This is a genomic window from Streptomyces filamentosus, assembly GCF_014654895.1.
GTDB lineage: Bacteria > Actinomycetota > Actinomycetes > Streptomycetales > Streptomycetaceae > Streptomyces > Streptomyces filamentosus.
Genome location: NZ_BNBE01000001.1, coordinates 656,531 through 670,163, shown reverse-complemented (window position 1 = coordinate 670,163; position 13,633 = coordinate 656,531). Strand labels below are relative to the sequence as shown.

Genomic DNA, 13,633 nt, shown 5'->3' with positions numbered 1-13,633 from the left:
GCTCCCTCCCCGCCCCGGTCCCGCCGGCCGGACCTCAGACGGTCCGCACCGACAGCGCGTACGACCGGCCGTGGCACGCCTCCAGGTGCGCGACCTCGGCCTTGAGGGCGTCCTTCGGCACCGGACCGCTCTCGGAGAACACCTGTACGTCCACCGTCCCGCCGTCGGCCTCCCACACCCCGGCGACCCGCCCCCGGTGCACCACCACGGGCGTGATCCAGCCGGAGGTGCGGCTCACGGCCTTGCGCCGCTCCGCCCGCAGGACGCGCGTGTCGGACGTGCCGGGACCCAGCACGTACTGGTCGAAGCCGGCCAGCAGCCGCACCTCCTCGGAGGGCTCGGCCGCCGCCAGCGCGTCCACGTCCTCGGCGCGCGCGTAGCACGGCGTCCCGTCGACCTCCACCTTCGCCAGCTGGTCGCCGAGCGAGGCGAACCAGCCGCGCACCGCGGTCTTGCGGTGCGCGTTGCGCGTCAGCCAGGCGTCGAAGGTCTCCGGCGTCGCCGGCCCGTGCGCCCCGAGGTACGCGGGGATCACGACCCGGGCCGCCTCCTCCGGGTCCATCGGCCCGGACCAGCCGGGCACCCGGTCGCGGGGCGAGGCGAAGGTGATGCGGTTGCCCTGGTTCGGGCCGTGGCACAGCTTCCCCGTCCAGGCCAGCGGCTTGAGCACGGTCCCCCAGCCGGACGTCAGCTGCGCCTCCAGGGAGGCGAACCGGTCCTGTGCGACCAGGGCCTCGGTGAGCTCCTGGCGGGTGAGGGTCCGGCCGGCGAGGATCTCGTCGATGGCCTCGCCGAGCTCCCGCATCTGCGGCGGCGTGACCCCGAAGGTCCGCTGCCAGGACGGCTTCTCCCAGGTCTTGGCCGCCGCCATCAGGGACAGGTAGGCCGCCATGTGCTCGGCCGCGACGAGGTGCAGGGTGCCCCGCATGACCCAGGTCTTGACGACCTCGCGCGCCTCCAGGGCCTTCTCCACGGCGCCGTCCTCCGGCGCCGTCTGCCGGGTGGCGAGGGCGAGCTCCGCGGACGAGGCCACCTGGGCCTGCACCCCGGCGAGCTCCCGCACCAGCCGCGCCACGGAGGACTTTTGCCGCGGGGCAAGGCTCTGCTGCCGCAGCCGCCAGGCGAGCACCTGGTCCTGAGTCACCTGCATGGGAGCGCTCCTCGGTGTAGGTCGCAGATCACCTGCCATCCTGCCCGAACGCCCACCGGATCGCTTCCCGTCCGCTGGAGAACCGCTGGAGCCCGGCGGGGAAGGGGAATTCGAGGGGGGAACCCCCGGGAGAGCCGATCGGGAAGAGCGGGGAAATCCGCGAAAGCGGGACGGCGGGCCGCCAGGGGCGCACGATGATCAGGACGACGGATCACGACACGGATCACGACACGGATCGCGACGACGGATCACGACACGGATCGCGACGACGGATCACGACGACGGATCACGACGACGGAACGGGACGACCGGGGGAGGCGGAGCCGTGGTGCTGCCGGTGGCGGTGCGGAGGTGGCTCGGAACGGTCGCGGTGCTCGCCGCGGCGGTGGTCGCGGCGAGCGGGGCGCTGTACGCGGGGGACAGCGGGCCCCGGGCGGTGGACCTGCGGGTGTGGGCCGCCGCCGGCGGGCCGGGGACGCCCTGGTGGGACGTCGCCCACGCGGTGGACCTCCTGGGCGAGCCGGCCGGGGCGGCGGTGCTGGTGGCCGCCGTGGCGGCCGGGTGCCTGGCCCTGCGGCGGCCCCGGGCGGCGGTCCTCGCCGTCGCGGGCCCCGGGGCCGCCGTGGCGGCGACGACGCTGCTCAAGCCCCTGGTGGGCCGGACCATCCACGGCGGGTACCTGGCCTATCCGAGCGGCCACACCGCCTTCCTCACCGCCCTCGCCCTCGTGGTGGCGCTGCTGCTCGCCGGCCGGCTCGGCCTCGGCCCGGCCGCGGGCGCGGCCCTCGTGCTCGGCGCGGCGCTGCTCGGCGGCGCGGTCATGGGGTGGGCGCAGATCAAGCTGGGCGCCCACTACCCCACCGACGCCCTCGGCGGCTGGTGCACCGCGCTCGCGGTGGTCCCGGCCACCGCGTGGGCGGTCGACCGGGCGGCGGGGCCCGCCGGGGGAGCGAACCCCGCCTGAGGTCACGCCCGGCGGCGGAAGACCGGCTTCACCGGCCGGCCGCCCAGCCAGGGGGCGGGGTCGCCGGCGTCCAGGGCCTTGCGGTAGAGCGCGCAGGCCTGGCCCACCACGTCGACGGTGCGGTCGACGTCGGCGTCGGTGAGGGCGGCGCTCACCACGAACGACGGGGCCAGCACCCCGCCCGCGAGGAGCCGCCGCAGGAAGAGGGTGCGGTACTCCTGCGAGGGCCGGCCCCGCTCGTCGAGCGTGGCGAAGACCAGGTTGCTGGCCCGGCCGCGCACCACCAGGTGCTCCCCGACGCCCATGGCGGCCGCGGCCTCCCGGACGCCCGCGGCCAGCCGCTCGCCCAGGGCGTGCAGCCGGGCCGTGACGCCCTCCTCCGTGTACGTGGCCTGCACGGCCATCGCGGCGGCCAGCGCGTGGGTCTCCGCGCCGTGGGTGGTGGAGAGCAGGAACACCCGGTCCTCGCCGTGCCGCAGCCCGCCGCGCTCCATCACCTCGCGGCGCCCGGCCAGCGCGGACACCGCGAAGCCGTTGCCCAGCGCCTTGCCGAAGGTCGAGAGGTCGGGGACGACCCCGTACAGCCCCTGCGCGCCCGCCTCCGACCAGCGGAAACCGGTGATCATCTCGTCGAAGACCAGCACGCAGCCGTGCCGGTCGGCCAGCGCGCGCAGCCCGGCGAGGTAGCCGGGCGGCGGCTCGGTCTGGGTGGCGGGCTCCAGGATCAGACAGGCGACCTCGCCCGCGTGCCGGACGAGGAGCTCCTCGGTGGCGGCCAGGTCCCCGTAGGGGAACGTCACGGTGAGACCGGTGTCCGGGATGCCCGCCGACATCGGCGTGGTGCCGATGAACCAGTCGTCGGTGGAGAAGAACGGGTGGTCGGCGCAGAGCGCCACCAGGGAGCGCCCCGTGACCGCGCGGGCCAGGCGCACCGCGGCGGTGGTGGCGTCGGAGCCGTTCTTCGCGAACTTCACCATCTCGGCGGTCGGCACCGTCGCCAGGAAGCGTTCCGCCGCCTCGGCCTCCAGGAGGGACGGGCGGACGAAGTTGGTGCCGCGGCCGACCTCCCGCCGCACCGCCTCGACCACGCGGGGGTGGGCGTGGCCGAGGCTGACCGACCGCAGGCCGGAGCCGTACTCGACGTAGCGGTTGCCGTCGACGTCCCACACGTGGGCGCCCTCGCCGTGGCTGATGACCGGCGCCAGGCCCTCGGGGTACTGGTCGTCGCCCTTGGCGTAGGTGTGCGCGCCGCCCGGCACCAGGGCGTGCAGCCGCTCGTTGGCCTCCCGCGACAGGGGGAGGTCGAACTCCTCGTGGTCCACGGTCACCTGCCCTCCTCCCGGGTCTTCAGGAACGCGGCGAGGCCCGGCGCCCCCCGGTCCCGCGCGGACGTCCCGCTGACCGGCAGCGGCCAGGGCACGGCGAGGTCCGGGTCGTCGAAGGCGATCGTCACGTCCTCGGCCGGGTCGTGGCGCCGGTCGATCCGGTACGACACGTCGGCGGGGTCGGTCAGCGCCTGGAAGCCGTGCGCGCAGCCCGCCGGGACGTACAGGGTCGTCTGCGTCGCGTCGGACAGCTCGAAGAAGGCCCGGTTCAGGTACGTCGGCGAGTCCGCCCGCAGGTCGACGACGACGTCGAAGATCCTGCCGTACGAGCACCGCACCAGCTTCGCCTCGCCCGCGCCGGAGCGCAGGTGCAGCCCGCGCAGCACGCCCCGGACCGAGCGGGACAGGCTGTCCTGGACGAAGGCGTCCGGGTCGAGGCCCGCCGAGCGGACCACGTCGGCGTCGAAGGTGCGGCAGAACGAGCCGCGTTCGTCGGTGTGCGGGGTCGGCTCGAAGAGGAACGCCCCGGTGATCTCCGGGACTTCGGTCGCCTTCATGCGGTTTCCTTCACGGTGCGGCTCTTCGCCGGGAACAGGGCATCGGTCAACGCGTTCAGAAAGTCGTGCAGTTGGCGGGAGACAGTCGCGTTCCGCTCGGCCAGGACGCGGCGCAGCTCCGGCGCGTTCCTCTCCAGCTCCCGGAACTGCTCCAGGAGCCGGCCGGCGTCCGCCTCGCGCGCCGGATGGCGGTACGCGCCGAGGCCCATCCGCTCCATGAGCGCGTCGCTCTTCGCGGCGTAGCTGAGGGAAAGCGTCGGCGTCCCGGCCTTCAGCGCGCACACCAGGTTGTGGTAGCGGGTCGCCACCACGGCGTCGGCCGCCGCCGCCTCCGCCGTCAGCTCGGCCAGCGAGGCCGCGCCGGAGGCGGTGACCAGCGGCGAGTCCACCGCGTCGAGGATCGCGGTGACGACCGCTGCGTCGCAGGCGTCGCCGGTGAGCAGCCGGACCGGCCGACCCTCCGCCACCAGCGCCCGGACGAGGCGGGTCGTCCCGTCGACGTAGCGCCGGTGGATCTCCCCGGCCCGCGCCCGGTCGTCGTTCCCGCCGTGGAAGTCCATCACGCCGACGCAGACCGTCCCCGACGGGGAAGCCGACGGGGGAGCCGGAGGGGAAGCCGCCGGGGCGGGCAGGGCGAAGGCGAGGTCCGGGTGGACCGCGTCGCGCGCGGTGTCCACGCCCATCGCCCGCATCGCGTCGCGGGACGGCTCGTCGCGGTAGGAGCGGTACGCGGCGAGCCGCGCCGCCCGGCGGACCAGGGCCCGGGTCGCCCGGTCGGCGATCGGGGCGGCGCCGACGCCGACCAGCGCGACCGGGGTGCCGGTCAGCCGGCCGGCCGCGCAGAGCAGGAACAGCGCGTACGGGAAGCCCCACGGCCGCAGCGGCAGCGTGGCCTCCAGGACGCCCATGCCCGGCACCACCACCACGTCGTGCCGGCGCACCCAGGCGGCCGTGCGGACCGCGTCGACGAGCTTGCCCAGCCCCTTGCCGGCGACCGCGCCCGCCCGGGACGCGGTCCGGTACTCGCCCCGGTACCAGTGCAGCCGGGTCGCGGGGATCCCGTACCGCTCGGTCACGGCCTCCGGGCCGCCGCACAGCGCGTCCACCACCGCGTCCGGACGGGCGGCGCGCAGGTGCCCGAGGAGGGCCTCCAGCGAGCCGTCGTTGCCGAGGTTCCCGGAGCCGAGCAGCCCGAAGACCCCGACGCGCGGCGGCGTCACGCCGTCCTCCCCGTGCGGCCCTCCCGCCCGGCGACGAGCTCGTCGACGGAGACGGTCGGCTCGTCCGGGTCCACCGGGGCGCGGTCCTCGACCCGCTCGCCGGCGCCCGGCCGGGCCCGGCTGGCCGCCCACTCGGCCAGGTGCCGGTAGCAGGCGCGCCGGTCGGCGGCGGAGAGCGGCGCCCGCCGGATCGCCGCGACGAACCCCCACACGTACTCGGCGAGCAGCCGGGGCGTCGGGTGCAGCGGCCCCGCCCGGCGCGGGTCCAGGTTGACGCACCGGGACCGCTTGGAGGGGTTCGCCCGCTCGGCCCGGGTGGGGTGGTCGCGGCGGAAGTACAGCAGCTCCGGCACCTGGTGGAAGGGGCCGTTCAGGCCGATCTCGGCGACGAAGGTGCGGTCCGCGTGGTGGTAGCTGTCGTGCGGCTTCACCCGGCGCAGCACGTCGGCCCGCATCACCCCGTAGAAGTCGTCGCCGCCCGGCTCGAAGAGCATGCTGCGGAAGCGGACCGGCGCGGACGGCGAGGCGGTCGCGAGGCCGTACGCGTACGGCACCTTCACCCGGCCCTCCTCGTCGATGACGGCCTGGTCGGCGTGGGCGAGGATCACCTCCGGCCGCTCGTCCAGCGCCTCCACGCAGCGCCGCAGCAGGTCCCGCGCGTACAGGTCGTCGTGCGAGGCCCACTTGAACAGCTCGCCCCGGCACTCGGCGAAGACGCGGTTGTGGTTGGGGGCGGCGCCGATGTTCCGGGGCAGCCGGAGGTAGCGGATCCGGGAGTCCTTCCCGGCGTACTCCCGGCAGATGTCCTGGGTCCCGTCGGTCGAGGCGTTGTCGGAGACGACCAGTTCGAAGTCCCCGTAGGTCTGGCCCAGCAGGGCGTCGAAGGACTCGGCGAGGTACTCCTCGCCGTTGTAGACGGGCAGGCCGATGCTCAGCCTGGGACGGGCGGTCATGAAGTCCTCGCTTCGGTAAGGGAGTTCTCGTGGTTCTCGCGCAGGGCGGACCGCAGGTGCAGCCACCACACGGCCGAACCGGCCGAGGTCGCCGCGGCGACGCCCCAGGCCGAACCGGACGTCCCGGCCAGGGCCGCCCCGCCGAGCCCGCCGGCGACGTAGCAGGCGGAGGCGACCAGCTGGCTGCGCAGACTGCGGCGGGCCGCGCCGAGCGCGCGCAGCCCGGCCGCCGCGCCGGTGCCGAGCCCGGCCGCCGCGACGCCGACGGTGACCGGCACGACGAGCCCGGAGGCGCCGCTCCAGACGTCGCCGAGGACGAACGCGCCGGCCGCGTCCGGGACGAGCAGCAGCGCCCCGCCCCAGAGCAGCGCGGCGACGGCCTGCCCGCCGCCGAGCAGCAGGCAGAAGGTGCCGAGCCGGTGCGGGGCCCGCCGCAGCACCCGGGCCGCCTCGGCGACGGTGACCAGGGACAGGCCCATCAGCACGGCGAGGAACGGCCCGAGGAGCAGCTCGGCGCCCCGGACCACCCCCACCGCGCCGACGCCGACGATCGCGCCGAGCCCGTACGCCCGCAGCTGGCTCGCGCCGCTGTTGGTGACGTTCTCGACGAGGTAGCGCGAGCCCAGGTCGCGGTGGTCGCGCAGCCACGCCCGCGCCCCGCCCGGCCGGGGCCGGACGCCGGACTGGACGCAGCCGTACGCGGCGGCCACCGCGGCGGACCCGCCCCAGGCGAGCAGGAAGGCGGGCACCCCGCCCACCCGGGCCGCCGCCACCAGGGCGGGGACGAGCGCGACGGCCCACACCACGTCGTTGACGAACGCCTTCCGACCGTCGCCGGCGGCGAAGAAGGCGAACCGCCACGCGTCCTGGAGCAGCAGCCCCGGCAGGACGACGCCGAGGCAGGCGAACGCCGTCCCCAGGGCGCCGCCGAGCGCGAGCCCCGCCGCCAGCGACGCCGCGCCGAGCGCGGCGCCGACGCCGAGCGCCGTGCCCGACGCGCGGGCCGCGGCCGGCCGCCAGTCCGCGTCCGGCACGCCGCTGAAGCGCACCACCAGCGGATCGGTGGCCAGCCCCCGGGAGACGTTGAGGACCACGCCGTAGGTCACCCAGGCCAGGCTGAACAGGCCGAAGGCGGTCAGCCCCAGCGACCGGGCGACGTAGATCCCCACCGCGAAGTTGGAGATGCTGGAGGCCGCCTGGTCGGCGAGCCCCCAGGACAGCCGGCCCGCGAGGGCCCGCCGGGCCGATCCGGCCGGACGCGTCGTCCTCTCCTCCTCGGTGGTCATCCGCGTCACGCCTTGAGCAGCCCGGCGCCGGCCAGCGCGTCGGCCGCGTCGGCGATCGCGTCGAACGGCAGCCCGGACCGCTCGGCGACGTCCAGCAGGTCGTGTCCGCCGTCGGCGAGGTTCAGCACCCACAGCATGGCCATCTGGGCCTGCTTGGCGTCGCTGCGCCCGCCGAGCGCGTCGTACAGCCCCCGCCGCCCCAACTGCGGTTCGCCGTACGGGCTGAGGCTGACGTACCGGCGGTTGCGGTCGAGCACGGCGAACGCCTCCCGGCAGACGGCGAGGGTGTCCGCCAGCGCCGCCGGGGAGACGAAGTCCGGGTCGTCCGCCGAGGTGTGGTACTCGGGGTACTCGGCGTACGGCGTCCGGGTCAGCGAGCCCACGGGGAGGTCGAACCCCGGCGAGCAGAACTGCCGCTCGTCGTAGCCGTACGGCGTGAACTCCCGGATCTCGTGCGGCCGTCCGGACGCGGCCAGGACGTGCCGCAGCACCCGGTCGATCCCGGCGTCGCCCCGCCGGCTCCGCTTGTACGTCACGGAGCCCGGGTCGCCCGCGCAGGCCAGCACGAGCCCGTGCGCCACCCGGCCGACCCGCTCCCGGTTCCGGGCCAGCCAGGTGATCGCCCCGATGGTGCCGGGCGCGAAGAGGAAGCGGTAGGTGTGGTGCGGCTTCCGCTCCGCCAGCTCCCGGGCCAGGAACACCGCCACCGCCACGCCCGCCATGTTGTCGTTGGCCAGCGCCGGGTGGCAGACGTGACAGGAGACGAGCACCTCCTCCTCGACCTCGCCGGGCACCACGTGCTCGGCGTAGGTGAGGTGCCCGTCGGCGAGCGTGGAGTCGATCCGCACCTCGTACTCGCCGTCCGGCAGCGCGTCCAGGACGTCCTGCGCCAGGCAGAACCCCCACTCCGGCTTGTAGTAGCTGGTGCGGTACGGCACCAGGGACGGCTGGTCCGGCAGGGTGTGCAGGTGCCCGCGCAGCTCCGACAGCGGCATCCGCGCCGCCACCGGCACGCTGTAGCCGAGCACGTGCAGGGCCGACGCGGCGAGGTCGACGACCCGCCGGCCGGAGGCGTCCGCGACGTACGCGTCCCGGACGTTCCACTCCTGAGGCACCGTCCAGTCGAGCACCGGCGTCCCGGTCGGCACCTCGTGCACCTCCAGCGGCAGGTGCTCGCCGACGATGTCCAGGGTGGCGCGCACCCCGTCGCCGGTGATGCTCCGGCGGAGCGGGTACAGCCGCTCCACCAGCGCGTGCATCTCCTCGCCGGCCCCCGTCACGGGCGCCGCCGCAGGGTGTCGTCGACGGTGCCCGCGCCGGACGCGGCGCGCAGCACGGCGAGCCGGGTGAAGCGCTGCTCGAAGCCCTCCCGGGTCAGCCCGTGCTCCCGGTAGGCGTCGGCGAGTTCGAGCGCGCCGCGCTTCACGGTCCACTCGCAGTCGAAGCCGGGGACCGCCTCGCGGAAGCGGGAGAAGTCCACCCGGTACGAGCGCGGGTCGGCGCCCGTCTCCCCGGTGATCCGCACCTTCGCGCCGTCCACCGCCTCCGCGACCTGCCCGGCGATCTCGGCGACCGTGACGTTGTTGGCCTCGCTGCCGATGTTGAACGCCCGGTCGTGCACCGCCTCCTGAGGCGCAGTCAGAGCGGCGGTGAAGGCGCGGGCGATGTCGGCGGCGTGCACCAGCGGCCGCCACGGCGTGCCGTCGGAGAGCACGAGCACCTCGCCGGACAGCAGGGCGTGCCCCACCAGGTTGTTCAGGACGATGTCGGCGCGCAGCCGGGGCGAGAAGCCGAAGGCGGTGGCGTTGCGCATGTACACCGGGGTGAAGCCGTCGCCGGCGAGCGCGTGCAGGTCGTCCTCCACCCGCACCTTCGACTCCGCGTACGGCGTCACCGGGCGCAGCGGGGCGTCCTCGGACACCAGCTCGTCGCCGCCCGCGGCGCCGTAGACGGAACAGGTCGACGCGTAGAGGAAGCGCCGCACCCCGGCGTCCTTGGCCAGCCGGGCGAGCCGCACGGAGGCGTGGTGGTTGATGTCGTAGGTGAGCTCGGGCGCCAGCGACCCCAGCGGGTCGTTGGAGAGCGCGGCCAGGTGGATCACGGCGTCCACCCCGGCCACGTGCCCGGCCGTGACGTCCCGCAGGTCCACCCGGTGCCCGGCCGGATCCGCGGGCACCGGGCCCAGCACGCAGTCGGCGAAGAGCCCGGAGTCCAGGCCGACGACCTCGTGCCCGGCGGCCGCGAGGACGGGGGCCATCACGGTGCCCAGATAGCCCTGGTGTCCGGTCAGCAGTACGCGCATGGGTCATTCCCCCAGGTCGAGAGTGAGTTTGGTGACGGCGAACGCCTCGGCGTAGCGCGCCTGGCATTCGATGCCGCGGATCCGGGCGAGCCCCAGGAAGACCTCCCGGTCGTACCAGGGGCGGTGCCGCTGCGAGGGGTAGTGCTCCTGGAGCAGCCGCACCTTCTCCTCGGCGGTCTCCGGCGCCAGCGGCTGGTACGCGGACGGCCGGCCGAGGTCGCCGTCCCACTTGACGATCTCGTAGCCGAGCACGAGGTGGTCGCGGAAGGCGGTCGGGACCAGCCGCGCCAGGCCCCGGTGGTCCTGGTGCGCGTCGTCGGTGCGCGGCGCGAGCACCAGGTCCGGCTCCGTCCCCGCCCGCAGCTCCTCGACGGCGGCCTTGGCCTCCTCCCAGTGCGCGGGCAGCCGGCCGTCCGGCAGCTTCAGCACGGTCAGCCGCAGGTCGGCGCCCGGGCAGAAGGCGGCGAGCGCGGCCCGCTCCTCGTCCTCCCGCTCGCTCCCGCCGCCGGACAGGACCAGCGCGTCCACCCGTATCCCCGGACGCTTGTGACACAGCGTCAGCAGAGTGCCGCCGGCGCCGATGGCGATGTCGTCGCAGTGCGCGCCCACCGCGACGACCCGCTCCAGACGGCGGGCCCCGAGCCCGATCACACGCCCACCCCGTCCCGCTCCCACACGGCCCACGGGCGGTCGCCCCGCGCGTACGCCTCGTCGAGCGCGGCCCGCTCCTTCACCGTGTCGGTCGGCTTCCAGAAGCCGCGGTGCCGCTGCGCGAGCAGCCGCCCCTCCTTGGCCAGCCCGCCGCAGCCGTCGGCGACCAGGTCGCCGTTCTCCGGTATGTGGTCGAAGACCTCCTGGCGGAGCACGAAGTAGCCGCCGTTCTCCCACAGCGGCAGGTCGCTCACGGCGGTGATCCCGCCCACCAGGCCGTCCTCGCCCAGCTCCACGCAGTGGAAGGACGACTGCGGCGGCACCACCATCATCGACGCCCCGGCGTCGCGCCGGGAGAAGGTCTCCACCATCTCGTCCAGCGGCGCGTCGGTCAGCACGTCCGCGTAGTTGGCGAGGAACATCTCGTCGCCGTCCAGGTGGTGCCGCACCCGGCGCAGCCGCTCGCCGATCGGCGACTCGATGCCGGTCTGCGCGAAGGTGATCGTCCAGTCCGAGATGTCGGTGGACAGCAGCTCGGTCCGCCCGCCGCGCAGCACGAAGTCGTTGGACGTCGTCTCCTCGTAGTGGAGGAAGAAGTCCTTGATGTGGTGGGCCCCGTAGCCCAGGCACAGGATGAACTCGGTGTGCCCGAAGTGCGCGTAGTAGCGCATCACGTGCCAGATCAGCGGGCGCGGCCCGACCATCGCCATCGGCTTGGGGACGTCGTCGGAGGCGCCGTTGCGCATCCGCATGCCGTAACCGCCGCAGAAGAGGACGACCTTCATGCCTTCACCTCGACGATGCTCAGTTCCGGTACGGGAAAGACGAGCCGGCCGCCCCACTCGCCGACGAAGGACAGCTGCTCGGTCAGCTCGGCCCGCAGGTTCCACGGCAGGACCAGCACGTAGTCCGGCCGGTCGGCGGCGATCCGCTCCGGCGCCAGCACCGGGATCCGGGTGCCGGGGGTGAACCTGCCGTGCTTGTAGGGGTTGCGGTCGACCGTGTACGGCAGCAGGTCGGGCCGGATCCCGCAGTGGTTGAGCAGGGTGTTTCCCTTGCCGGGGGCGCCGTAGCCGACGACCGTCTCGCCGCGCTCGGCCGCCTCGATCAGGAACCGCAGCAGGTCCCGGCGCACCTTGGCCACCCGTTCGGAGAACTCGGTGTACCCGGACAGCTCCTGGAGTCCGGCCGCCTTCTCCCGGTCCAGCACCTCGACCACGTTCCGGCTCGGCTCGCCCGCCACCTCCGCGGGCCGCGCCCACAGCCGGACCGACCCGCCGTGCGTGGGCAGCAGCTCCACGTCCACCAGGGCCAGCCCGCCGCTCGCGAGCGCCCGGGCCGCCGACGCCACCGTGTAGTACTGGAAGTGCTCGTGGTAGATCGTGTCGTACTGGTTCTCCTCGATCAGCGTCAGCAGGTGCTGCACCTCGATCGAGACCCAGCCGTCGTCGGCGACCAGGGCCCGCAGCCCCTCGGTGAAGCCGACCACGTCGGGGATGTGCGCGTACACGTTGTTGGCCACGACCAGGTCCGCCGGGCCGTGCTCGGCGCGGACGGCCGCCCCCGTCTCCGGCGACAGGAACGCGGTGAGCGTGGGCACGCCCGCCTCCCGCGCCGCCGCGCCGACGTTCACCGACGGCTCGACGCCCAGGCAGCGGATCCCCCGGTCCACCACGTGCCGCAGCAGATAGCCGTCGTTGCTCGCGACCTCCACCACGAAGGAGCCGGGCCCGAGCCCCACCCGCTCCGCGGCGTCCGCCACGTACGTCCGCGCGTGCTCCACCCAGGACGTCGAGTACGAGGAGAAGTACGCGTACTGGGTGAACGTCTCCTCCGGCGTGATCAGCGGCGGGATCTGCGCCAGCCAGCACTCCGTGCAGACCCGCAGGTGCAGCGGGTAGGCGGGCTCCGGCAGGTCCAGCTGGTCCGCCGCGAGGAAGCTCTCGCACGGCGGCGTCGCCCCGAGGTCGACGACGCTGGCCAGCGCCGCCGCACCGCAGAGTCGGCATCGTGTCATCTACTGTCCCCCATCGATTCCGTCCGCCCCGCGATCGCGGAGCGGTACTCCTCCACCAGGCGCTCCAGCCCGACGGCCGGGCTGAAGAACCGCTCGTAACGGCTCCGGGCCGCCGGGCCCATCGCCGCGCCCGGGTCCGGCCGCGCCGTGATCCGGCGCAGGGCGTCCGCCAGCGAACCGGCGTCGCCCGGCCGGTGCAGCAGCCCGGTCACGCCGTCCTCGACGAGCTCCGTGAAGCCGCCGTGCCCGGCGGCGACGGCCGGCACCCCCGCCGCCATCGCCTCCGCGACCACGAGCCCGAAGGTCTCCCTGGCCAGCGAGGGCGCCACCACGGCGACCGACCGCGCGACGGCCGCGCGGCACTGCTCCGGGTCGTACAGGCCGGCGTGGCGCACGTCGTCCCGGCCCGCGGCCCAGGCGGCCACCTCCCGCTCCAGCGGCCCCGCGCCGGCGAGCACCAGCGGCACGCCGACCCCGCCGTCCGCCGCCAGCGCGTCCCACGCCTCCATGAGCAGCCGCACGCCCTTGGACTCGGCCAGCCGCCCCAGGAAGAGCAGGTGCTCGCCGGGGCCGGTCCTGCGCACCCCCGGGTCCGGCACGAAGTTGTGCTTCACCACCAGCCGTCCGGCCGGCATCCCGGACCGCACCAGGACCTCGCGCTGCGCCGCGGAGATGCACAGGAACCGCTCCACGCCGGTCCACCACCGCCGCCGGTTCACCGCCAGGTTCACCGCCAGCGGCACGGTCGCCAGCCGGGAGTCCCGGTAGCAGCCGTGCCGGACGGCGGGCAGCGGCACCGCCTTCCCGACGCACGCGGAGCACGGCCCGCCGGCCCGGTGCAGGGTGCCGGGCGGGCACACCTGCGTGTAGTTGTGCAGCGTGGCGACGACCGGCACGCCCGCGTCGGCGCAGGCCGCGAGGACCGCGGGCGACAGCAGCGGGAAGACGTTGTGGACGTGCACCACGTCCGGCCGGTCGGCCCGCAGACGCGCGGCCAGCTCCGTGCGGACCGCAGGGTTCCACGGCACGAGGAACGGCACCGCGACCTTCCCCGGCAGCGAGCGGGCGGCGATGTCGTCGCTGCGCCGCTCGAACAGCTCGGCCCGGTGGCCGGCCGCGCGCAGCAGCGCCAGCTCCTCGTCGACCACCCGGTTCTCCCCGCTCGGCTGCGCCGACGAGTAGCGGTTGTGCACCACCAGGACGTGCAT

Annotated in this window: 13 protein-coding genes; 1 reads left to right on the top strand and 12 read right to left on the bottom strand. The window is 75.1% G+C overall.

The genetic code is table 11. The features are described 5' to 3' along the window. Window positions 1–34 precede the first annotated feature (34 nt). Window positions 35–1,150, bottom strand: a complete 1,116-nt coding sequence (locus tag IE326_RS02945) for a winged helix DNA-binding domain-containing protein (protein ID WP_150235947.1) — start codon at window positions 1,148–1,150, stop codon at window positions 35–37. A gap of 325 nt (window positions 1,151–1,475) precedes the next feature. On the opposite strand from IE326_RS02945, the gene IE326_RS02940 reads away from it, so the two are divergent. Beyond that, window positions 1,476–2,114, top strand: coding sequence for a phosphatase PAP2 family protein (locus IE326_RS02940; protein ID WP_229915183.1), 639 nt, complete (start codon window positions 1,476–1,478; stop codon window positions 2,112–2,114). Between the two features lie 2 nt (window positions 2,115–2,116). Here IE326_RS02940 and IE326_RS02935 read toward each other — a convergent pair whose 3' ends face one another. The 11 genes from IE326_RS02935 to IE326_RS02885 are packed head-to-tail and all read right to left on the bottom strand — an operon-like array spanning window position 2,117 to window position 13,633. Further along, window positions 2,117–3,436, bottom strand: coding sequence for a glutamate-1-semialdehyde 2,1-aminomutase (locus tag IE326_RS02935; RefSeq protein WP_190042135.1), 1,320 nt, complete (start codon window positions 3,434–3,436; stop codon window positions 2,117–2,119). A 2-nt stretch (window positions 3,437–3,438) separates the two neighbouring features. Further along, window positions 3,439–3,996 (bottom strand): dTDP-4-dehydrorhamnose 3,5-epimerase family protein, encoded by a 558-nt coding sequence (locus tag IE326_RS02930; RefSeq protein WP_150235943.1) that lies wholly within the window; start codon window positions 3,994–3,996, stop codon window positions 3,439–3,441. Then, complete coding sequence (locus IE326_RS02925) at window positions 3,993–5,216, bottom strand: polysaccharide pyruvyl transferase family protein (RefSeq protein ID WP_150235941.1); 1,224 nt, start codon at window positions 5,214–5,216, stop codon at window positions 3,993–3,995. Before IE326_RS02925 ends, IE326_RS02930 begins: the two co-directional genes overlap by 4 nt. Then, window positions 5,213–6,169 (bottom strand): glycosyltransferase family 2 protein, encoded by a 957-nt coding sequence (locus IE326_RS02920; protein ID WP_150235939.1) that lies wholly within the window; start codon window positions 6,167–6,169, stop codon window positions 5,213–5,215. The genes IE326_RS02925 and IE326_RS02920 overlap by 4 nt, the downstream gene beginning before the upstream one ends. Next, window positions 6,166–7,455, bottom strand: a complete 1,290-nt coding sequence (locus IE326_RS02915; RefSeq protein ID WP_190040743.1) for an MATE family efflux transporter — start codon at window positions 7,453–7,455, stop codon at window positions 6,166–6,168. The genes IE326_RS02920 and IE326_RS02915 overlap by 4 nt, the downstream gene beginning before the upstream one ends. Before the next feature lie 5 nt (window positions 7,456–7,460). Next, window positions 7,461–8,714, bottom strand: coding sequence for a DUF4910 domain-containing protein (locus IE326_RS02910; protein ID WP_150236293.1), 1,254 nt, complete (start codon window positions 8,712–8,714; stop codon window positions 7,461–7,463). Between the two features lie 17 nt (window positions 8,715–8,731). Further along, window positions 8,732–9,757, bottom strand: a complete 1,026-nt coding sequence (locus tag IE326_RS02905; protein WP_190040742.1) for an NAD-dependent epimerase/dehydratase family protein — start codon at window positions 9,755–9,757, stop codon at window positions 8,732–8,734. A gap of 3 nt (window positions 9,758–9,760) precedes the next feature. Then, entirely contained in the window at window positions 9,761–10,408 is a 648-nt protein-coding gene (locus IE326_RS02900) for a PIG-L deacetylase family protein (RefSeq protein ID WP_150235932.1), read from the bottom strand. Continuing rightward, complete coding sequence (locus IE326_RS02895; RefSeq protein WP_150235930.1) at window positions 10,405–11,193, bottom strand: glycosyltransferase family protein; 789 nt, start codon at window positions 11,191–11,193, stop codon at window positions 10,405–10,407. The genes IE326_RS02900 and IE326_RS02895 overlap by 4 nt, the downstream gene beginning before the upstream one ends. Beyond that, window positions 11,190–12,425, bottom strand: coding sequence for a class I SAM-dependent methyltransferase (locus IE326_RS02890; RefSeq protein WP_190040741.1), 1,236 nt, complete (start codon window positions 12,423–12,425; stop codon window positions 11,190–11,192). The genes IE326_RS02895 and IE326_RS02890 overlap by 4 nt, the downstream gene beginning before the upstream one ends. Next, complete coding sequence (locus tag IE326_RS02885) at window positions 12,422–13,633, bottom strand: glycosyltransferase (RefSeq protein WP_190040740.1); 1,212 nt, start codon at window positions 13,631–13,633, stop codon at window positions 12,422–12,424. Before IE326_RS02885 ends, IE326_RS02890 begins: the two co-directional genes overlap by 4 nt.